24 protein-coding genes are annotated in these 20,274 nt (G+C 63.9%); 14 read left to right on the top strand and 10 right to left on the bottom strand.

Going from position 1 to position 20,274, the window contains the following annotated elements; translation table 11 throughout:
- The first annotated feature begins 13 nt into the window (after nt 1-13).
- Nucleotides 14-820 (top strand): alpha/beta hydrolase, encoded by an 807-nt coding sequence (locus NKI17_RS23680; RefSeq protein ID WP_352906873.1) that lies wholly within the window; start codon nt 14-16, stop codon nt 818-820.
- A gap of 3 nt (nt 821-823) precedes the next feature.
- On the opposite strand, the gene NKI17_RS23675 is transcribed toward NKI17_RS23680, so the two are convergent.
- Nucleotides 824-1,126 (bottom strand): BolA family protein, encoded by a 303-nt coding sequence (locus tag NKI17_RS23675; protein WP_352570588.1) that lies wholly within the window; start codon nt 1,124-1,126, stop codon nt 824-826.
- A gap of 133 nt (nt 1,127-1,259) precedes the next feature.
- On the opposite strand from NKI17_RS23675, the gene NKI17_RS23670 reads away from it, so the two are divergent.
- From NKI17_RS23670 to NKI17_RS23645, 6 genes are all read left to right on the top strand, one after another.
- A complete protein-coding gene (locus NKI17_RS23670; RefSeq protein WP_036238769.1) occupies nt 1,260-1,889 on the top strand; it encodes a J domain-containing protein in 630 nt (209 codons plus the stop codon).
- A gap of 123 nt (nt 1,890-2,012) precedes the next feature.
- The gene (gene cobS, locus NKI17_RS23665) at nt 2,013-2,999 is read left to right on the top strand and encodes a cobaltochelatase subunit CobS (RefSeq protein ID WP_352451201.1); all 987 of its coding nucleotides are present in this window, start codon (nt 2,013-2,015) and stop codon (nt 2,997-2,999) included.
- A gap of 11 nt (nt 3,000-3,010) precedes the next feature.
- Entirely contained in the window at nt 3,011-4,909 is a 1,899-nt protein-coding gene (cobT, locus tag NKI17_RS23660; protein ID WP_352451202.1) for a cobaltochelatase subunit CobT, read from the top strand.
- A complete protein-coding gene (locus NKI17_RS23655; RefSeq protein WP_352754591.1) occupies nt 4,906-5,931 on the top strand; it encodes an esterase-like activity of phytase family protein in 1,026 nt (341 codons plus the stop codon). Before cobT ends, NKI17_RS23655 begins: the two co-directional genes overlap by 4 nt.
- A gap of 188 nt (nt 5,932-6,119) precedes the next feature.
- A complete protein-coding gene (locus tag NKI17_RS23650) occupies nt 6,120-6,488 on the top strand; it encodes an ArsR/SmtB family transcription factor (protein WP_352754710.1) in 369 nt (122 codons plus the stop codon).
- The gene (locus tag NKI17_RS23645) at nt 6,485-6,970 is read left to right on the top strand and encodes an SRPBCC family protein (RefSeq protein WP_352754590.1); all 486 of its coding nucleotides are present in this window, start codon (nt 6,485-6,487) and stop codon (nt 6,968-6,970) included. Before NKI17_RS23650 ends, NKI17_RS23645 begins: the two co-directional genes overlap by 4 nt.
- Before the next feature lie 57 nt (nt 6,971-7,027).
- On the opposite strand, the gene NKI17_RS23640 is transcribed toward NKI17_RS23645, so the two are convergent.
- The 3 genes from NKI17_RS23640 to rpmB all read right to left on the bottom strand — a co-directional run bounded on the left by NKI17_RS23640 (nt 7,028) and on the right by rpmB (nt 8,837).
- On the bottom strand, nt 7,028-7,702 hold the full coding sequence (locus tag NKI17_RS23640) for a polyamine aminopropyltransferase (protein ID WP_352754588.1): 675 nt from the start codon (nt 7,700-7,702) through the stop codon (nt 7,028-7,030).
- A gap of 76 nt (nt 7,703-7,778) precedes the next feature.
- Nucleotides 7,779-8,459, bottom strand: coding sequence for a queuosine precursor transporter (locus NKI17_RS23635; RefSeq protein WP_352754587.1), 681 nt, complete (start codon nt 8,457-8,459; stop codon nt 7,779-7,781).
- Between the two features lie 81 nt (nt 8,460-8,540).
- Nucleotides 8,541-8,837 carry a 50S ribosomal protein L28 gene (gene rpmB, locus NKI17_RS23630; RefSeq protein ID WP_006328411.1) on the bottom strand — a complete coding sequence of 99 codons (297 nt, stop codon included), beginning with the start codon at nt 8,835-8,837 and terminating at the stop codon, nt 8,541-8,543.
- Between the two features lie 612 nt (nt 8,838-9,449).
- Here rpmB and NKI17_RS23625 point away from each other — a divergent pair.
- From NKI17_RS23625 to NKI17_RS23615, 3 genes are read left to right on the top strand one after another with little or no spacing between them, the layout of a single operon-like run.
- Entirely contained in the window at nt 9,450-10,241 is a 792-nt protein-coding gene (locus NKI17_RS23625) for a DUF3108 domain-containing protein (protein ID WP_352754586.1), read from the top strand.
- Nucleotides 10,242-10,282: 41 nt separating this feature from the next.
- Nucleotides 10,283-11,170: an aromatic amino acid exporter YddG gene (yddG, locus tag NKI17_RS23620; protein WP_352646686.1), complete on the top strand. Its 888-nt coding sequence runs from the start codon at nt 10,283-10,285 to the stop codon at nt 11,168-11,170.
- On the top strand, nt 11,167-11,838 hold the full coding sequence (locus tag NKI17_RS23615) for a lysoplasmalogenase family protein (RefSeq protein WP_352754585.1): 672 nt from the start codon (nt 11,167-11,169) through the stop codon (nt 11,836-11,838). The genes yddG and NKI17_RS23615 overlap by 4 nt, the downstream gene beginning before the upstream one ends.
- Before the next feature lie 352 nt (nt 11,839-12,190).
- Here the strand turns inward: NKI17_RS23615 and NKI17_RS23610 are convergent, their stop codons facing one another.
- From NKI17_RS23610 to gloB, 3 genes are read right to left on the bottom strand one after another with little or no spacing between them, the layout of a single operon-like run.
- A complete protein-coding gene (locus tag NKI17_RS23610) occupies nt 12,191-12,481 on the bottom strand; it encodes a hypothetical protein (protein WP_352827690.1) in 291 nt (96 codons plus the stop codon).
- Between the two features lie 5 nt (nt 12,482-12,486).
- Entirely contained in the window at nt 12,487-12,912 is a 426-nt protein-coding gene (locus NKI17_RS23605) for a cupin domain-containing protein (protein ID WP_352754583.1), read from the bottom strand.
- A gap of 21 nt (nt 12,913-12,933) precedes the next feature.
- Nucleotides 12,934-13,701, bottom strand: a complete 768-nt coding sequence (gene gloB, locus NKI17_RS23600) for a hydroxyacylglutathione hydrolase (RefSeq protein ID WP_352451211.1) — start codon at nt 13,699-13,701, stop codon at nt 12,934-12,936.
- Between the two features lie 98 nt (nt 13,702-13,799).
- Between gloB and NKI17_RS23595 the strand changes: the two genes are divergently transcribed.
- From NKI17_RS23595 to NKI17_RS23585, 3 genes are all read left to right on the top strand, one after another.
- Entirely contained in the window at nt 13,800-14,582 is a 783-nt protein-coding gene (locus NKI17_RS23595) for a class I SAM-dependent methyltransferase (protein WP_352646682.1), read from the top strand.
- A 117-nt stretch (nt 14,583-14,699) separates the two neighbouring features.
- A complete protein-coding gene (locus tag NKI17_RS23590) occupies nt 14,700-16,532 on the top strand; it encodes an ABC transporter ATP-binding protein/permease (protein WP_352797010.1) in 1,833 nt (610 codons plus the stop codon).
- Nucleotides 16,533-16,608: 76 nt separating this feature from the next.
- Entirely contained in the window at nt 16,609-17,415 is an 807-nt protein-coding gene (locus NKI17_RS23585; RefSeq protein WP_352616064.1) for a DUF1194 domain-containing protein, read from the top strand.
- An 18-nt stretch (nt 17,416-17,433) separates the two neighbouring features.
- Here the strand turns inward: NKI17_RS23585 and NKI17_RS23580 are convergent, their stop codons facing one another.
- Nucleotides 17,434-18,459, bottom strand: coding sequence for an RNA polymerase subunit sigma-70 (locus NKI17_RS23580; protein ID WP_352906872.1), 1,026 nt, complete (start codon nt 18,457-18,459; stop codon nt 17,434-17,436).
- 42 nt (nt 18,460-18,501) lie between these two features.
- A complete protein-coding gene (locus NKI17_RS23575; protein WP_352452472.1) occupies nt 18,502-19,248 on the bottom strand; it encodes an SDR family NAD(P)-dependent oxidoreductase in 747 nt (248 codons plus the stop codon).
- 234 nt (nt 19,249-19,482) lie between these two features.
- On the opposite strand from NKI17_RS23575, the gene NKI17_RS23570 reads away from it, so the two are divergent.
- On the top strand, nt 19,483-19,803 hold the full coding sequence (locus NKI17_RS23570) for a DUF1330 domain-containing protein (protein WP_352754579.1): 321 nt from the start codon (nt 19,483-19,485) through the stop codon (nt 19,801-19,803).
- 85 nt (nt 19,804-19,888) lie between these two features.
- Here NKI17_RS23570 and NKI17_RS23565 read toward each other — a convergent pair whose 3' ends face one another.
- Nucleotides 19,889-20,140: a hypothetical protein gene (locus NKI17_RS23565; protein ID WP_352467541.1), complete on the bottom strand. Its 252-nt coding sequence runs from the start codon at nt 20,138-20,140 to the stop codon at nt 19,889-19,891.
- Nucleotides 20,141-20,274: the final 134 nt, after the last annotated feature.

Raw genomic sequence — 20,274 nt, 5'->3', positions numbered from 1 at the left:
CAGTCAGGAGTTGATGACGATCGATCGGCGAAGCCTGCTTCTGGCGTCGATGGCGGCGCTGCTGCCGGGACAGGCGGCGGCATTGCGGCCGCGTTCGCCGTCGCCCGAAACCTTCGACTATGGGCCGGCCAAGCTCGATATCTATTCCCGCGATGGCGCAAGCGGCCTGCCGGTCGTCTTCTTCGTCCATGGCGGCGCCTGGCGGGTCGGCAACCGCAACAATGTCAATTCCAAGCCTGGTTTCCTGCTCGACAATGGCTTCGGCTTCGTCTCGATCGACTACCGGATGCTGCCTGAAGCCGACGTCGCCACCCAGGCGGCAGATGTCGAACTGGCCTATCGTTACGTCCGCGCCAACATCGCCAGGCATGGCGGCGATCCGGACCGGATCGTCGCCATGGGCCATTCGGCCGGCTGCCATCTCGTCGCATTGACCGGGCTGCGCGGCGGCCTGCCCGGCGTCGCGGCGCTGGTTCTCGACGACACCAGGGCCTACGACCTGGAGGCACTGGCCAGGAGCGGCGGCATGGCAGGGGTCTATGCCCGCGCCTTTCCCGATCGGGCGCAGTGGCGCGCGCTGTCGCCTGTCACCTATGTGGAAGGCCGCAAGCACCCGCCGACCTTCATCGCCCATTCGCGCGCGAAAGCCCGCGCGGCGGACGCGCAGGCCTTCGCCCGGCGTCTGCGCGCCACCGGAACCAGGGTCACACTGTTCGACGGCAGCGCCTATTCGCACATGTCGATCAATCGCGACTTCGGCACCGAAGGCGATGCATTGACCGCAGCGGTGATGGCCTTCCTGAGGGCGAGCCTCGGCTGAAATTTACCAGCGGGTCTTTTCACCGGGCGCCACCGGCTCGATCGCCAGGGCGTGGACGCCGGATTTCAACTCCTCGGCCAGCAGATCGTTGACTGCGCGGTGACGCTCGACGCGGCTCATGCCGGCAAAGGCTGGCGCGACGATGCGGACGCGGAAATGCGTCTCGCCAGTGCCGTCGAAGGTGGCGTGATGGCCGGAATCCACATGATGATGCCCGGCATGGAGATGGCTTTCGTTGATGACGTCCAGCCGTTCCGGCGAAAACGCCTTTTTCAGCTTATCTTCCATCGTTGCCTGTATGGACATCGCCGCTTCCCTTCACCACATCTATGTCATCGCACAAAATTCGCAATTCGCCGGTTTTATGCCGCGATTCAGCGGCTAGGGCGATCATCGCGAAAATGTCAATTCTTGTTTCGCATCAGCGAACAGCCCATAAATGGGTGAGATGAAGCCGTACCCAAAATATTTCGAGAAGATTCGCATCCGCCCGGAGAAGGACGCGGAGCTGAAGTCGCGTTCGCCGATCTGCCAGTGGGATGGCTGCAAGGAGGCCGGTACCCACCGTGCCCCGGTCGGACGGATGAAGGAAGGCGAGTATTTCCAGTTCTGCTTCGATCACGTGCGCGAGTACAACAAAGGCTTCAATTATTTCTCGGGCGTTCCCGATACCGAGATCGCCCGCTTCCAGAAGGAAGCCATGACCGGCCACCGGCCGACCTGGAAAATGGGCGTCAACGGTGCCTCGACACGCTCCTCGCCCGACTTCGCCCAGGCGCGTTCCGGTCGCGCCGGCTACTACAATCGCATGCGCGATCCGTTCGACCTGTTCAAAGGCCCGAAAGACCCGCGCGAAGCACGCGAGCGCAAGGCCAAGCCGCTTGAGGCCAAGGCACTGGAAACGCTTGGCCTTGATACAAAGGCAACTGGCAAGGATATCAAGGCGCGCTATAAGGAACTTGTGAAACGCCACCACCCGGATGCGAATGGCGGCGACAGAGGTTCGGAAGACCGGTTCCGCGATGTGCTCCAGGCGTATCGCGTGCTCAAGCAGGCAGGTTTGTGCTGAGCGACCATACGGTTCGTGTCGCTTTCCAACTTTCATAAGGTTGGAAAAGGCTCTAAGACCGCCCCCGAACAAAATCGATTGCCGGCGAAACGCGGCGTTTCGCTTGTGGAGACGTTGATAGAGATGAACAAGGTCGATCGCGACATCGCCAACCTGCCCGACACCACGGTGTCGGTGAAGGAGACATTCGGCTTCGACTCCAAGATGGTGGTGCCGGCCTATGCGGTGACGAGCGAGCACGTTCCCGACATCGATCCGGACTACCTGTTCGACAAGAACACGACCATGGCGATCCTCGCCGGCTTTGCCTACAACCGTCGGGTCATGGTGTCGGGCTATCACGGCACCGGCAAGTCGACGCATATCGAGCAGGTCGCCGCCCGCCTCAACTGGCCCTGCGTGCGTGTCAATCTCGACAGCCATGTCAGCCGCATCGACCTCGTCGGCAAGGACGCCATCGTGGTCAAGGACGGGCTGCAGATCACCGAATTCCGCGACGGCATCCTGCCCTGGGCCTATCAGCACAATGTCGCGCTGTGCTTCGACGAGTACGATGCCGGCCGCCCGGACGTGATGTTCGTCATCCAGCGCGTGCTGGAATCGTCGGGCCGGCTGACGCTGCTCGACCAGAGCCGGGTGATCCGCCCGCACCCGGCCTTCCGGCTGTTTTCGACCGCCAACACGGTTGGGCTGGGCGACACCACCGGCCTCTACCACGGCACCCAGCAGATCAACCAGGCGCAGATGGACCGCTGGTCGATCGTTACCACGCTGAACTATTTGCCGCACGACAATGAAGTGAACATCGTGCTGGCCAAGGCCAAGCATTATCGCGACGGCAAGGGCAAGGAGATCGTCAACAAGATGGTCCGTGTCGCCGACATGACGCGCTCGGCCTTCATCAACGGCGATTTGTCGACCGTTATGAGCCCGCGCACGGTCATCACCTGGGCCGAGAATGCCGAAATCTTCGGCAATATCGGCATGGCGTTCCGGCTGACCTTCCTCAACAAATGCGACGAGCTGGAACGCTCGCTGGTGGCCGAGTTCTATCAGCGCGCCTTCGGCGAAGATCTGCCGGAGAGCGCGGCGAACGTTGTGCTGGGCTAAGCAGAGTCTCGATGGCGGGTCCGGGCGACAACACGCGAAACAAATCCAAGACCGGCGCTGAGAACGACAGCTTCAAGCGCGCCGTCACCGTTTGCATGCGCGCGATTGCCGGTGACAAGGATCTCGAGGTCGGCTTCGCCAAGGACCGGCCGGCGCTGGCCGGCAGCCGCGCCCGACTGCCCGAACTGCCGAAGAAGGCATCGAAGGCGGACATCGCCATCACCCGCGGGCTCGGCGATTCCATGGCGCTGAAGCGCGCCTGCCACGATGCGCGCATCCACACCAGGCTGGCGCCGGAAGGCAAGCAGGCCCGCGCCATCTACGACGCGGTCGAGCAGGCCCGGGTGGAGGCGATCGGCAGCCGCGCCATGCAGGGCGTCGCCGACAATATCGGCTCGATGCTGGAGGACAAATACGCCAGGGCCAACCTCGTCGACGTCAAGGACAAGGCCGACGCGCCGATCGAGGAAGCGCTGGCGCTGATGGTGCGCGAAAAGCTGACCGGCCGCACTGTGCCGAAAAGCGGCGAACGGCTGGTCGATCTCTGGCGCCCCTGGGTCGAGGAAAAGGCCAGCGCCGACCTCGACGGGCTATCGGCAAAGCTGGATGACCAGCAGGCGTTCGCCCGCGTGGTGCGCGAGATGCTCGCCTCCATGGAAATGGCCGAGGAGCTCGGCGATGACCAGGAGACGGAAGACTCCGAGGACAACGACGAAAACCAGCCGCAAGGCGAGGAGCAGAGCGAGGAGGGTGGCGAAGACGATTCCGGCTCCGAGCAGTCGCAGTCGGAGGATACCGAGGCATCGTCCGACGACGAGCAATCGGCCGAGACGGAAGCATCCGACGCCACCGCCGAGGATCTCTCCGACGATGACGACGCCGATGCGGAGACGCCCGGCGAGGCGCGCCGCAACGACAATCCCTTCACCAATCTGCCGAAAGAGATCGACTACAAGGTCTTCACCACGGCCTTCGACGAGACCGTAGGCGCGGAGGAACTGTGCGAGGAGGAGGAGCTCGACCGGCTGCGCGCCTTTCTTGACAAGCAGCTCGCCAATCTTTCCGGCGTCGTCGGGCGGCTGGCCAACCGGCTGCAGCGCCGCCTGATGGCGCAGCAGAACCGCTCCTGGGATTTCGACCTCGAAGAAGGCTATCTCGATCCGGCACGGCTGGTGCGCGTCGTCATCGACCCGATGCAGCCTTTGTCCTTCAAGCAGGAGCGCGATACCAAATTCCGCGACACGGTGGTGTCGCTGGTGCTCGACAATTCGGGTTCTATGCGCGGCCGGCCGATCACGGTCGCCGCGACCTGCGCCGACATCCTGGCGCGCACGCTGGAACGCTGCGGCGTCTCGGTCGAAATCCTCGGCTTCACCACCCGCGCCTGGAAGGGCGGACAGGCGCGCGAGAAATGGCTGAAGGAAGGCAAGCCGCCGAACCCCGGCCGGCTCAACGATCTGCGCCACATCATCTACAAATCCGCCGACCATCCGTGGCGGCGGGCGCGCCGCAATCTCGGCCTGATGATGCGCGAGGGCCTGCTCAAGGAAAACATCGACGGCGAGGCGCTGCTGTGGGCGCACAACCGGCTGATCGCGCGGCCCGAGCAGCGCAAGATCCTGATGATGATCTCGGACGGCGCGCCGGTCGATGATTCGACGCTGTCGGTCAATCCGGGCAATTATCTCGAGCGGCATCTGCGCGCCATCATCGAGCTCATCGAGACGCGCTCGCCGGTCGAGCTTTTGGCCATCGGCATCGGCCACGACGTCACCCGCTACTATCGCCGCGCCGTCACCATCGTCGATGCCGAAGAACTGGCCGGCGCCATGACCGAGCAGCTGGCCTCGCTGTTCGCCGAGGAAACCGTGCGCGACACGCGGCGCGGCGGCATGCGGCGCGCCGGATGATTTTTTCCCGCGGCGGCTTTTGGCAGAAGCTTTTGGCCGCCATTGCGTTGTTCGGCATCACTTTGGCCCCGGCTGTCGCTGCCGGGCCGGCCTCGGTCGAGCCGGCCGAAATCTCGGCCCGGCCCATAACCCAGTTTCGCATCGGCAATGACGAAAAACAGTTCGGGCCGCTCGAATTCATCGGCGGGCTCGAAATGACCTCGCCGACGCGCGATTTCGGCGCGCTGTCGGCGCTTCGGTTCCTCAAGCCAGGCAGCGATTTCATCGGCGTCGCCGACACCGGCTTCTGGTTCTTCGGGACCCTCGTTCACGATGCCGACAAGCGGCCTTCCGGCATCCAGAATTTTCGCATGCAGCAGATGGTCGATGCGGCCGGCCAGCCGATCGACGAGAAATGGGCGGTCGATGCCGAAGGCCTCGCGGTCAAGGACGGCATTGCCACGGTCGGTTTCGAGCGCGATCACCGTATCGCCGAGTTCAAGATTGACCCGGACGACATGAAGGCGCCGTTCAGGCAATTGGACTTCCTTATCCCGGCCTGGGAACTCCGCCGCAATCGCGGCTTCGAGACCGTCACCCGCGCCCATCCTCACGGGCAGCACGCGGGCGGGCTGGTCGTGGTGTCGGAAAAGAGCCTCGACAAGGCCGGCAACATCTTTGCCGCGATCATCGAAGGGCCGCACAAGGGCGTCTTCACCGTCAAGCGCAATGGCGATTTCGACATCACCGACGGCGCCTTCCTGCCGGACGGCGACCTGTTGCTTCTGGAGCGCAGTTTTTCGATGGCCGGCGGCGTCAAGATGCGGCTGCGGCGCATCTATGGCGAAAGCGTCGAGAAGGGCGCCGTCGCCGACGGGCCGGTGCTGCTCGAAGCCGACATGGGCTACCAGATCGACAACATGGAAGCGCTCGACGTCTGGACCCGCGACGATGGCGCGCTGATCGTGTCGCTGATGTCCGACGACAACCACTCGATCCTGCAGCGCAATCTTTACCTGGAATTTGTGCTGCACGAGGATTGACGCGAGACCGGCCTGCTGGCTGACAGCATCGCTGGCGTTTCCGCGCCGTTTTGAAGCGCAGGCAATTTCCCTTGTAATTTCCCCTGGCAATGACCCGCGTCGCGGGTTTTCCAGCCGGCTCTCACCATCTGCAAAAATACTTTAGCCGTGACTTGACAATTTGTGTCATCGGCGAAATACTCAAGTCCATGCTTAAGTATTCCGAGATCGACAGCATCCTGCGGGCTCTTGCCGAGCCGACGCGCCGGGCAATCCTGGAAAGGCTGAGCCGCGGGCCGGCCACCGTCAGCCAGTTGGCGGAGCCGTTCGGCATGACCTTCGCCGCTGTGCTCCAGCATCTTCAGGCGCTGGAAGCGTGCGGGCTGATCCGCAGCGAAAAAATCGGACGCGTGCGCACCTGCCGGATCGAGCCCGGCGGGCTAGCCCCGCTCGCCGACTGGATCGCCGCGCGCCGCACGCCGGCCGAACGCCAGCTCGACCGTCTCGGCCAGATTCTGGCGGAGACTGACCAAACGAACGCAACACTCCACGACCAGGAAAAGGACGACAAGAAATGAACCAGATTGCCCCGGTTAACGACGAGCACTCCGTCATCCATTCAAGCTTCACGATCGAGCGGACCTACCCGCAATCGCCCGAACGCGTCTTCCTCGCCTTTGCCGACAAGGCGACGGTGCGGCGCTGGCGCGTCGAAGGCGACGGCTTCACCATCGCCGAATTCACCTTCGATTTCCGTGTCGGCGGCGGCGAGGTTTCGCGGTTCAGCTACCAGGGCGGCCCGGAGATCAGGCTCGATGCGCAGTTCCAGGATATCGTCCCTGACCGGCGCATCGTATTTTCCTACCGGATGGCGGTCGGGCCGCAGCCGCTGTCGGCGTCGCTCACCACGGTCGAGCTTGCCCCTTCCGGCGACGGCACCCGCCTGACCTATACCGAACAGAGTGCCTTCTTCGATGGTGTCGATTCAGCGCAAGGGCGCGAGGAGGGCACGCGCGGGCTGCTGCAGGCACTTGCCGCCGAGCTTCAGAAGGCGAAGTAGAGGTCCGTGGGCGTACCGGGCGGCGTCCAACAAGGCCCGCCCGGATTGCGAGGTGGCCTATTGCCCCTTGCTCGCGAGCCAGACGACGTGACGGGCGCCGCGCTTGCCGTGAGCCCGCACCTTGACCTCCTCGACCGTGAAGCCGGCCTGCTTGAGCCTTCGGGTGAAACCTGCGTCAGGGCCCTGCGACCAGACCGCCAGCACACCGCCGGGCTTGAGAGCTGCTCTCGCGCTGATCAGGCCGGCTGCGCTGTAGAGCGCATCGTTGGCCTTGTAGACGATGCCCTCGGGGCCGTTGTCGACATCGAGCAGGATCGCGTCCCAGGCCGATGCTTGCGAACGGATGAGCTGACCGACATCGGTCTCACGAATGCCGACACGCCGGTCGTCAAGGCAGCCGCCGAACAGCTCGGCCATCGGGCCGCGCGCCCAAATCACGACCGCCGGCACCAGTTCGGCAACGGCGACCTGCGCATCGTCGCCGAGCTCGGCCAGCGCCGCGCGCAAGGTAAAGCCCATGCCGAGGCCGCCGATCAGGATGTTTGGGGTCCGGCGGCCGGCAATCCTTTGACAGGACAGTTTCGCCAGCGCCTCTTCGGAACCGCTGAGCCGGCTGTTCATCAGCTCGTTGGCGCCAAGCATGATCGAGAATTCGCCGCCGCGCCGTTTCAGGCGGAGTTCCTGTCCGCCGTCAGGCGTTTTTGCCGAGTCCAGTTGAAGCCAGGGGATCATGCTTGATAGTCTTTGAGCATGATCTTGTCCGAAAACCGGTTCCCACTTTTCGCTAACGCGGACCTTTGGTTCGGGATCATGCTGCCAGTGCCGGCTGGCTCCAGCGGGCGGCAAGCAGCCGGTAGGGGATCAGCGCCACCACCGCTATGACCAGCTTGACGCCGAGATCGCCGAGCGCCCAGGAAATCCAGCGCATCGTCTCGACCGGCAGCACGCCCATCAGCGGTGCGGTTTCCAGCGCAAAGCCGTCGTTGGGCCCGGCGAAGGCGAACGCCGCCGCGAAGGCGACGGTGAAAAACACCACCGTATCGAAAACGGAGCCGACCAGCGTGCCGACGATCGGCGCGCGCCACCAGCTCTGCCGGCGCAGCCGGTTGAACACGGTGACGTCGAGCAACTGCGCGGTGAGAAAGGCCGCACCCGACGCCGCGGCAATGCGCACCAGCCGGTCGGCGGCGGTCTCGAATTCGATCAGGCCGTGGCGAAACAGCAGCGGTGGGATGACGATCGAGCAGACCACCGCTGTCATGAAGCCGACAAAGACGATCCTGCGCGCCACCGCCGGCCCATAACGGCGATTGGCGAGATCGGTGACCAGGAAGGAGAACGGATAGGTGAAGGCGCCCCAGGTCAGGATGTCGGCCAGCGACAACCCGCCGATTGAACCCTGCATCGGGAACTGCACAAGGATGTTCGAGGCCACGACGACGAGCGCCATGGCCGCCACGAAGGGCAGGTACCGCGAGAGGAAAGTCATTTTTTTATCCTGGGTAATGGAACCAGCGGAACGCGATCCGGAACCCGGTCACGCCCTGGAAGGCGGCTGCCGCCGAAAAACTCAGGCGGCCGGCTGTTCGGCGAGCTTCTTGGCGATCTGCTTCTTCAACAGGCGGGCGCGCTGCGACAATTCCTTGGCATCGGCCTTGGCCAGGAAGGCATCGAGGCCGCCGCGATGCTCGACCGAACGCAGCGCGTTGGCCGAAATGCGCAGGCGCACATTCTGGTTCAGCGCTTCCGAGATCAGCGTCACATTGACGAGATTGGGCAGGAAGCGACGCTTGGTCTTGTTGTTGGCGTGGCTCACATTGTTGCCGGACATGACTGCCTTGGCAGTGAGTTCGCAGGTGCGGGACATGGTTCTAACCTTCGGTTCTCGGTCCTGGCCAAACATTCGACCCGCGCCGGGTGGCGCGCGGTTTCGGTCAGGCGGCCTCATGGAAAAAGTTGGCGTTCCATAGTTGCATTTCGCCGAGGCGTCAAGCTTGGGGTTGGTTAGTTCCAAGGGAATCAATCAAAAGATGACCGATGCCGGCGCTGCCCCTCATCCGCCTGCCGGCACCTTCTCCCCGTATAGTGACGGGGAGAAGGGGCTGGGCCGCAGGCTCGGCGCTTTCTGCAACTCCGCAAATTGGCGAAACCCTTTGCAAGGCGACCTTCTCCCCGTCCCTATACGGGGAGAAGTGCCCGGCAGGGCGATGAGGGGCTGCGCAAACCTGTCGCGATTTTCCAGGTGGCCACATTTTGTTCTTGCTTTGTGCCGGCAGCTATGCTACTAATTTCGGTATGGTGCTAATTGGCTCCAACGACCCGCCCGCCGAGGCGGGTTTTTTATTTTGGCCGTCAACCAGCCCCACCGTTGCCTGCCGACGGCGCCTTTCACATTAAGGCCGGAATTCAGCCTATAAGCGGTCGCACAGGGACATGCCAGACCGGAGCCGCCCGTCCGGTCGACAATCAAGGACCCGCCATGCCTCGTTCTTTCCTCCATGCCCTGGTCGTGCTGATGGCCGTCGCGCTGTCGACGACGGTTTCGGCCGCTGAGCCGCAATCCTTCACGGGCGAATATTCGGTGTCGTTCCTCGGCCTCTCCGTGGCCAAGGCGAAATTCTCCAGCCATTACGAGGGCGACACCTATTCGATCGAGGGCAGCGTTTCCGCCGCCGGGCTCGCCACTTTGTTCGACGATACCCGAGGCACGATCTCGTCGAAGGGCAAGATTTCGGGCAAGCAGTTGCAGCCGCAAGCGTTCCACGCCGACTACACGTCCGGCAAGAAGGCATCGATGATCGACATCCAGTTTGCCAACGGCGTCGTCACCTCGACCAAGGTCGTGCCTGAGCCGAAGAAGCGCAATCCCGAGAATTGGATACCGCTGGTCGGCAGCCATCTCGTATCGGTCCTCGATCCGATGGCCGCCACCGTCATCCATGCCGACAGCCTCGACCAGGTCTGCGGGCGCACGGTGAAGCTCTATGACGGCGAAATGCGTGCCGATCTCAAACTGACCTACGAGTCCAAAGGGTCGATCTCGGTGGCCGGCTACAAGGGCGATACGGTCACCTGCAGGCTGGGCTTCGAGCCGGTGGCCGGCTACCGCAAGAACCGCAAGGCGCTGAATTACCTGAAGAAACGCAGCCGCATCATGGTGACGTTTGCACCGGTCGGCCAAAGCGGCGTATATGCGCCGATCCGCGCCACGGTCAGCACGCAAATCGGCCCGTTGACGATCAGCGCGGAGCGGTTCGAAGCAAACGAATAGGCGTGATGGTGCGCCGCCAACGATGGGCAGGGGGCGACGGTATGGCGCGCGCAACACTGATCGGCTTCTCCGCGGTCGCCATGTGGGCGCTGCTGGCGCTGCTTACGGATGCTTCGGGCGCCGTGCCGCCGTTCCTGCTTTCGGCAATCACCTTTACGATCGGCACTTGCGTCGGGCTGGTTGCCCGGCTGTTCATGCCGGCAGCCGATGGCGCCGCGAAGATACCGCGCCAGGTTTGGGTGATCGGCATTGCCGGCCTGTTCGGCTACCACTTCTTCTATTTCACCGCGCTGCGCAATGCGCCGGCCGTCGAGGCCAGCCTGATCGCCTATCTGTGGCCGCTGCTGATCGTGCTGGGGTCGGCGCTGATGCCGGGCGAGCGGCTGGCCTGGAACCACGTCGCCGGCGCGCTGCTCGGCCTTGCCGGCACGGTCCTGATCGTCACCAAGGGCGGCGGGCTTGCCTTCGATGCGCGTTATGCCTTCGGCTACGCCATGGCCGGCGCCTGCGCGGTGTTGTGGTCGTCCTATTCGCTGTTGTCGCGGCGCTTCCCGTCGGTGCCGACCAGCATCGTCACCTGGTTCTGCGCCGCCACCGCGGCACTTTCGCTCATCTGCCATCTATTGCTGGAAGAAACGGTGCTGCCCAACGGCGCCGGCCAGTGGCTGGCCGTGCTCGGCCTCGGTCTGATGCCGGTGGGGGCGGCGTTCTATGCCTGGGACATCGGCGTCAAGCGCGGCAACATCCAGGTGCTGGGGGCGGCGAGCTATGCCGCGCCGCTGCTGTCGACGCTGGTGCTGATATCAGCCGGCTTCGCCGAGCCGTCATGGCGCATCCTCGCCGCTTGCGTGCTGATCACCGGCGGCGCGGCACTGGCGGCGAAATCGCTGTTCCTGCGCAAGAGGGCCACGAGCGAGGCAAACGCATGATGCCGTTTCCCGGCGGCATCGATGCCAATGCCAATGCGACGCTGCTGTTTTCGCTGGCGGCGGCGGTGATTTACGCGTTCAGCCTTGGCATGCCGCCGCGCCTTTCGCGGTCGGCGGCAAGGACATTGGCGGTGGCGATGCTGGCGGTGCTGGTCGCGCAGCAGGGCGGCCCATGGCTGCTCGTCGCCGCGCTCGGCGCCAGTGCCATCGGCGACGCCTTCCTGTCGCGCGACGGCGAGAAGGCATTTCTTGGCGGCACGGCCAGTTTTCTTGCCGCGCACGTGCTTTACGTCGTGCTGTTCCTGCGTGCCGGCGGCGGCCTCGGGCTGCTTTCGGCCGAGCCGTGGCGGGCAGCGATCGTGCTGGCGATGATCGTGTCGGCGCTGGCGATGCTTTTCGCGCTCTGGCGCCGCATCGGCCCGGCCTTGCGTTTGCCGATTGGCATCCATGCCGCGGCGCTGCTTGGCATGGGCATTGCGGCGCTCACCCTGAACAGCGTCGGGGTCGTCGGCGGCGTCGTCCTGCTCATGCTGTCCGACGGGCTGCACGCCGTGGAAAAGTTCCTGCTGCCCGCCATCTCGCCGCACCGCATTTGGGTGCGCCATGCGGTCTGGGCGCTGTATTACGTCGGCCAGCTGGCGATCACGCTGGGTTTCCTGCTGGGCTAGGTATCGTGGGCAAGTATCTGCGTGATCAAGGACGCCAAATCACCGCCCCAATGGTCGCATGGCATTGTCGAGGTTGGCGCCGCCCCTCATCCGCCTGCCGGCCCCTTCTCCCCGTATAGTGACGGGGAGAAGGGAGCTGGCGGCAGCACCAGCGCCCTTCTCGCAAACGCCGATGATTGGCGAAACCGTCGATGAGAGCGCTCCTCTCCCCGGTCCCTCTACGGGGAGAGGATGCCGGCAGGCAGGTGAGGGGCGGCGCGACGCTGAAAAGTCTTCTCTGCTCCGAAATGAAACAGCGGGCAAGCGAAGCGAACGCCGGATGAGCCGCACATCTTAGACTAGCTACTGTTCACTACCTCAACGTGGAACGCAGTGTCAGGTAAATCATGCATAAGAATCCGCCGAGGGCCACGACAAAAATCATGAAGAGCAAGCGTTTCTGAAGCGTCGGAAGTTGCTTCCATTCCTGAAACGTCATCCAGGACAAGAAGATCAAATAGGCTGCACCGAACACGGACATTAGAAAGAGCGCTACAAAGATGCTCTTCGGATAAATAGGGCGCAACAGAAGGCCTGCTATACCAATCGCGACGTAAGCGGCAATGAGCGCCTTGTTCCGCGCAGGAAGCCGATGATCATTCATGTCAATCATACTCCAGGCAGCCAGCCTGGTTCGGCGAGTTCGAAGGCGGCGAAATCGAAACCCGGCGCCACGGTGCAGCCGACCAGCGTCCATTCGCCGAGGCTGCGTGCCGACTGCCACCAGCCTGCCGGCACGACGATCTGCGGCCGCTCGCCCGCGGCAAGCGCCGTACCGAGGATCTCCTCGATGACGGGACCGCCTTCCCGATGTATCGACAGCGCCAGCGGCGCACCGTCATAGAAATGCCAGACCTCGGCCGCGTCCTTGACCCGGTGCCAGGCCGACAATTGGTCCTTCTCGAGGAGGAAATAGATCGCCGTCGAATGGCCGCGCGTGCCTGCCGCGCCGTCGCGAAAGGTCTCGGCATACCAGCCGCCTTCCGGATGCGGCTTCAGGCCGAGCAGGGCGATGATTTCGGCGGAACTGGTCACGACCCTAGCTCCTGGTGCCGCTCAGAAATTGTCCTTGCGCTTGCGGATCTCGGCGAACACTTCGGCGTCGGAGGCCTTCTCCAGGCCGAGATGCCTGCGGATCGCCGGATCGTGCCAGCGCAGGAACGGATTGGTCGACAGTTCCTCGCCGATGGTCGTCGGCAGCGTCGGTTTGCCGTCGGCGCGCAGCGCCTCGACCTTGGCGGCGCGCTCTTTCAGCGCCGAATTGGTCGGGTCGACGGTGAGCGCGAAACGGGCATTGGCCAGCGTATACTCATGGCCGCAATAGATAACCGTCTCGGCCGGCAGCGCCGCGAGCTTCTTCAGGGATTCGTACATCACCGGCGGCTTGCATTCGAGCAGCCGCCCACAGCCGAGCGCAAACAGCGTGTCGGCGGCGAAAGCCACTTTCGACGCCGGCAGATGATAGGTGACATGGCCGGCGGTATGGCCGGGTGTGGCGATGACCTCGATCCGTTCGTCGCCGAGATGGACGACCGAGCCTTGCTCGACAGTTTCGTCGATGCCGGGAATCTTTGCCTTTTCGGCTTCCGGCCCGACAATGCGCAGCTTGAAACGCTCCTTCAGCGCCAGATTGGCCTCGACGTGGTCGAGATGGTGGTGAGTGGTCAGGATCATCGTCGGGGTCCAGCCGGTGCGCTTGATCGCCGCCAGGATGGGCGCCTCCTCGGGCGCATCGATGAGCGCCGTCTGACCGCTTTTCGGGTCATGCACCAGCACGCCGAAATTGTCGCTGCGGCACATGAATTGTTCGATCTCGACCGGCATCGCATCTCTCCCTTTATTGCCGCAGACATAGGGCGCCTGCCAGCCGATGTCATCTGCCTTTGTTGAACTTGGACTGCTTCGAAGCTACCGTTCCGCGCATGCATTCAGACATTGTCGATCTCCGTTCGTTTTATTCGACCACGCTCGGCCGCCTGGCCGAACGCTCGATCACCATGGCGCTGTCCTCGATATGGGCCGTCGTGCCCAACGAGCGGCTGGTCGGCCTCGGCTACACCTTGCCGTGGCTGGAGCGCTTCGGCAGCGATGCCGAGCGCGTCTTTGCCTTCATGCCGGCGACGCAGGGCGCGGTGGTCTGGCCGGCGACCGGGCCGACGGCGACCGCGCTGGTCTTCGACGAGGAACTGCCGCTGGTTGATTCCTGCATCGACCGCATGCTCCTCGTCCATTCGCTCGAACATGTCGAGAACCCACGCGAGACGCTGAACGAGATCTGGCGGGTGCTGTCGCCGGCGGGCCGTGTCGTCATCGTCGTGCCCAACCGGCGCGGTGTCTGGGCACGCTTCGAGCATACGCCTTTCGGCAATGGCCGGCCGTTCTCGCGCGGCCAGCTGACCGAATTGCTGCGCGAAGCGAATTTCACGCCGGCGGCGTGGTCCGATGCGCTGTTCTTCCCGCCGTCGCCGCGACGTTTCATGATGCAGTTCCATAATGTGCTGGAACGCGCCGGCCGGCGCTTCTGGCCGATCTTCTCCGGCGTTATCGTCGTCGAGGCGCAGAAGCGGCTCTATCAAGGCGTGCCGGTTGCCCAGCGCGCGTCCCGCCGCGTCTTCGTGCCGGTTCTCTCGCCGCATGGCGCGCCGACGCTTGGCCGGGCTGTCGCGGGCCGAACACCCGGCACCGCCAGGATGACGCGTTCGTGATCCGAGACGTGCTTTTTCACGCCTATCTGACGATATCAGGTTTGCTGTCCGATTGAAGGCCGTGCGGCCGATCCCTATGACCGGTTTGGCATTGCTCCGAATGCAAGGATTTAACCGATGGATGATCGTCCGGATGTCGAGGCCAGCGCCCAGAAGCTTGCCACGTCGATCGAAGCCAGCAGCCTGCGTGAGCAGCTGGCAACAATCAAGATAGCGCTGACCACCTCGCCGGTGCGAAAACAATTGCTTTGGGCATCGATCGGCATCGTCGCCGTCATCGTGGCGAGCTCGATCGGGCAGGTTCTGCTCAATCGCTGGAACCAGCCTTTCTACGACGCGCTGGCGCGGCGCGACATGCCGGCTTTCCTGCATCAGCTTCTGGTCTTTGCCGGCATCGCCGGCGGGCTTGTGGTGCTCAATGTCGGCCAGACCTGGCTCGACCAGATGCTCCGCCTGAAGCTGCGCGAGGCGCTGACGCTCGACCTGATCGACGAATGGATGCGGCCGGCGCGTGCCTTCCGGCTGACCCATGCCGGCGCCATCGGCGTCAATCCCGACCAGCGCCTGCAGCAGGATGCCGGGCATCTCTCCGATCTTTCCACCGGTCTTGGCATCGGCCTGCTGCAGTCCTGCATCCTGCTTGCCTCGTTCGTTGGGGTCCTGTGGTCGCTGTCTTCCGGCTTCGTCTTCCACATAGGCGGCCATTCGCTGGCCATACCCGGCTACATGGTCTGGGCGGCGATCCTTTATGCTGGCACCGCCTCCTGGTTGAGCTGGCTGGTCGGGCGACCGTTGATCCGCTTCAACAACGATCGCTATACGCGTGAGGCGGAACTGCGCTCCTCGGTGGTTCGCGTCAACGAGAATGTCGATGCCATCGCGCTGGCGCATGGCGAGGCCGATGCCAGGCGCCGGCTCGAATTCGATCTCGGCACGGTGCTGGGCGCCATGCGGCGCATCTACAGCGCCCAGATCAATCTTTCCTGGGTTACCGACACCTATGGCTGGATCACTGTCGTCGCGCCGATCCTGGTCGCCTCACCGGTCTATTTCGCCGGCGATATCAGCTTTGGCGGCTTGATGATGGCAGTCGGCGCTTTCAACCAGGTCCATTCGTCGCTGCGCTGGTTCATCAACAATATCGGCGGCATCGCCGATTGGCGCGCTACGCTGATGCGGGTCGCCGACTTCCGCATCGCGCTTGGCGACACCGACGCGCTGCACGATACGGAAAGGCGCATTTCGTTCGGCGAAAACCCGGACGGCAGCCTGACATTCGAGAAACTCGAGATCGCCTCGCCGGAGGGATGCACCAAGCTTGCCGAGCCGCATGTCGAAATCCGCGCCGGCGACCGGGTCATGATCACCGGAGATCCGGGCGCCGGCAAGACGCTGTTCTTCCGGGCCATTGCCGGTCTGTGGCCATGGGGCAGCGGACGGATCGGCATGCCGGCCGGAGAAGCGCCGATCTTTGTTCCGCGTACCCCCTATTTCCCGCTCGGCAAGCTGCGCGAGGTGCTCAACCATTCAGACGGCGCGGCGGAGGCGAGCGATGCCGAGATCTCGGAGGTGCTGGCCGATGTCGGGCTGCAACGCCTGTCGTCCTCGCTCGATCGCTCGGCGCGCTGGGAGCGTGAGCTCAGCGACGACGAGCAGCGTCTGCTGGCCTTTGCCAGGCTGGCCTTGCGACGGCCGAAATGGGTGATCATCGACGAGGCGCTGGACGCGTTCGACGGCCCAACGCTGAGGCAAGTGCTGTCGATGCTGGAGAAGCGCCTTCCCGACGCCGCGATCCTCAATATCGGCCGCGGCCAGCACAATGGCCGCTTCTTCCGGCGGGCGTTGACCATCGTCAAGGATGCCGGCCAGCCGCCACTCAAGCCGGCCCGTATCAGGGCAGGTGCCATCGAACCGCCCCCGGCGATCGCCTCGACCGGCCGAAAGAAATAGAAGGCAAGCTTTATTTCGCCGCGATCGCGGCGAAAAACTGTCGCGATCGTTTCAGATGGGAACGTTCCGATCGGCCATGCTTGACGCTCTCGCCCTGCTCGCCTGCCTTGCCTGCACCCCGGCGGCACCTGCGGCCGCGCCGGCCAATGCAATTGCCGTCGATGTCGAGCTGGTGCTGGCGGTCGACATCTCGCAGTCGATGGATGAAAGGGAGTTTGCCCTGCAGCGCGCCGGCTATGTCGCGGCGCTGCGCCACCCCGACTTCATCAACGCCGTGCGCGCCGGCACCTTCGGCCGCATCGCCATCGCCTATTTTGAATGGGCCGGCACCATCCGCGACGATGCGGTCATTGCCTGGCAGGTCGTCGACAGCAAGGAGAGCGCCAACGCTTTCGCCGACAAGATCGCGGCCCGCCCGTTCAGGAGCTTTCGCGGCACCTCGATTTCCGGTGCTGTGGCTTTCGGCGCCGAGCTTTTCGACGGCACGGCCTTCACCGGCAAACGCCGCGTCATCGACGTCTCGGGGGACGGCCCAAACAACACCGGCTTGCCGGTCACAACGGCACGCGATGCGGCACTGGCGAAGGGCATCGTCATCAACGGGCTGCCGATCCTGGTCAGCCCGTCACCCACCTTCAGCCATCTCGACCGGTATTATGCCGAATGCGTTACCGGCGGGCCGGGCTCGTTCGTGCTGCCGATCTATGCTGCTTCCGAATTCGCCACCGCCACTCGCCGCAAACTGATCCTCGAGGTCAGCGGCATCGAGTATCCCAAGGTGGATCCGAGGACGATCCGCATCGACGCACCGATCGACTGCCTGCAAGGCGAGCGCGACCGAAGGTTTTTCTCGGACCCATATTTCCCGGAACTCGACCGATAAGGCTGGCCCAGGGGTAAGCTAGGCTGGTGGCAGGCCGAAGGCCGGGAACAGAGATGGCCCGAGCGGCCCTATGAAGATCGTCAAGGAAGCGATCCCGCCCTCGGCTGCGTCGAACACATGCAGGGAATGGGCCCGCCATTCAGGGCCGTCGTGGCTGCGGGAATAAACCCCGACCGCCGGCTGGGCATTGGCGCGGGTGGCCAGTGTGCGGAAGCCGCCAAACTTAGGCCAGACGGTCTCGAAGAAACCGCGGATCGCTTCGCGGCCTTGATACCATTCACGCCAAGGCGGCATGGTGTAGATGGCGTCCTCACGCAGCAGCTCGATCAAGCTGTCGAGATTGGCGGCCTGCCAGGCCTGCATGTAGCGTTCGAGCAGCAGGCCTTCTTCGGGGCTGGGCCGTGATCGGCTGGCCGGCCGTCCCTGAGGATAGCGCGCCGCCAGCGTTGCGCGGGCCCGTTGCAACGCGCTGTTGATCGAAGCCGTCGATCCGCCCAGCAAACGCGCCGTCTCGACAGCCGACCATCCGAGGACGTCGGCAAGCAGCAGCGCGGCGCGCTGCCTGGGCGGCAGATCCTGGATCGCCGCGACGAAGGCGAGCTGGACGGCCTCGCGGCTCTCGTAACGGGCTTCCGGACCTGGCTCGCTGCCGGCAACGTCTGGAAGCTCGGCGTCGGGGTAGGGCTCCAGCCAGGCGATGTCGGCTACAGGCCCGCCTATGGCCGCCCCGTGCGAGGGCTGCCGTCCGGGTTCCCGGAGAATGCGACGCGCCCTCGACCTCGCCTTGATGGCGTTGAGGCAAGCGTTGGTCGCGATCATGTAGAGCCAACCGCGAACCGAACCTCGCCCGTCGAACTCCGATCTTGCGCGCCAGGCGCGAAGCAACGCGTCCTGGACGAGGTCGTCGGCCTCGTGCAGCGAACCCATCATGCGATAACAATGCAGCTTGAGCTCGCGGCGATGCGCGGCCGTGACCTTCTCGAAGGCCAGCCGATCGAGGATCGGCTGGCGTGATGGTTCCAGAGGTGGTTGAGCGTCTGTCATGTGGCTTGTGCGGTTACGAGCGAGCGTTGCATTACGCGCCCCTCAGGCGGCCGGGGCAAGCCCGCTACCGCTCACCATGAAGGAACTGCCTTGCGGCTGGCCGGTGGCGAGTGCGACCACCGCCCGTCCGACATCGGCCGGCGTTTGCATGTCGGTCATGGCGGCGATGAAGTCCGCCGGCTGGATGCCCATATAGGCCGCTATGCTGTCGACGCCGGCTTTGCCCACGCCGGTTTCCGGCATGATGCGCATCGGCGCGAGCGCCATGAAGCGCAGGCCGAGGCCAAGCCGGTCGGCCTCCTTCTGGCTATGACCGGCCAGGAACATCTGCATGCGTTTTGCGCCGGCATAGCCGCCGGCGTTCGGTGGTCCGCCGGTCAAAGCCGCGCCGCTGGAGATCAGAACGATCCGGGTCCCCGGTTTGAGCGGACGCCGCAGAGCGGCCCGGCAAAACAGGAACGACGCCTTGACGTCCGTGTCCCAATTTGCCGAGAACGCCTTCCAGTTCTGTTCATGCACCGGCGCAGAAGGGGCCAGCGCACCTGCGCAGATCACCAGTACGTCCGGCTCAAGCGCGGCGAAGACCTTATCCGGGGCGGAGTCCACCGTAGCATCGACCGCGAGCGTCTTCACGCCCGAGACCTCCCAGGCAAATTGCGCCAGGGCCTGTTTTCCGCGGGCGACGGCCAGCACCGTCGCTTTCTCCTTGAGAGCGGCCTCCGCGATCGAGCGGCCGACACCACGGCTGCCTCCGACGACGACGACATTCTGATTTTGCAACGATCCCATGGATCACCTCTCGTTCCCGGCCGCCGGACCATCCAGACGCGCTCATCGATAAGGACAGCGCAGGCGGGTGGAAATCATCGGTGCCAGGCGGAAATATCTTTCAGGTGACGGCAGCCGCGCGTCGCTTTTGTATTCAGTGTCATTACCTCTGGGGTAATCGACCAGCGCACTACGTCTCGGCAAAATGCTCCCATCAAGCCGGTTGTCCGGCCTTCGACCACAAGGAGACACGCCATGACCGCCTACGCCGTCGCCCATATGCGCCAGGTCACGCCGGGGCCGCAGATCGTCGAGTACCTGCACAAGATCGATGCCACGCTGGAACCGTTTGGCGGCCGCTTCGTGGTGCACGGAGGCGAGGTGGAAATCGTTGAAAACACCTGGCCGGGCTATCTCATAGTCATCGAGTTTCCCAACCGGCAGCAGGCACGTGCATGGTACGACTCGCCCGCCTATCAGGAGATATTGCCGCTGCGCACCGGCAATTCCCAGTCCGACGTGGTCTTCGTCGACGGCGTCCAGCACCCCCACAAGGCCACGGACGTGCTTGAATAGGGGGAATGATCGGGTACAACCGGCGTCTATGGTGCCGCCATCTATCTGGCGGCACCGAATTTGGATCGCGTCTGCATCGGCAGCTTCACCGCCCCTGCAGCACCTTGATCGCGTTGGACATGTCGCCATGCGACAATGCAGCCAGGTAATCCGAGTAGTTGATCCTCCCGTTCGCGAAGCCGTTCATCAATCGCGTGCAGAACGTGTGTTCCAATCCGGCATCCGGGACGTTCATGAGCGCGGCGAGGTTTGCCCTTTCAACCTTGCCGAACCGCATCTTGAATTTGGTCATGCACCGCTGGATCGCCTGCCGTTTCAGCGCCGGGCTGCCGCTCAACGCGACTTGTCCATTCTGGAAATCGGTCTTCGACGTCGTGCATCCGGAAATCAAAGTGGCCGACATCAAAGCTGTTGCTAATACTAACGTCTTCATTGCTTCCCCCAAACCAACCCGTTTGAGACCTGTTAAAG

The sequence above is a fragment of the Mesorhizobium sp. M0816 genome, from assembly GCF_040320005.1.
In the GTDB taxonomy this organism is placed as follows: Bacteria; Pseudomonadota; Alphaproteobacteria; order Rhizobiales; family Rhizobiaceae; genus Mesorhizobium.
This window is presented reverse-complemented; position numbering and strand designations above follow the sequence as displayed.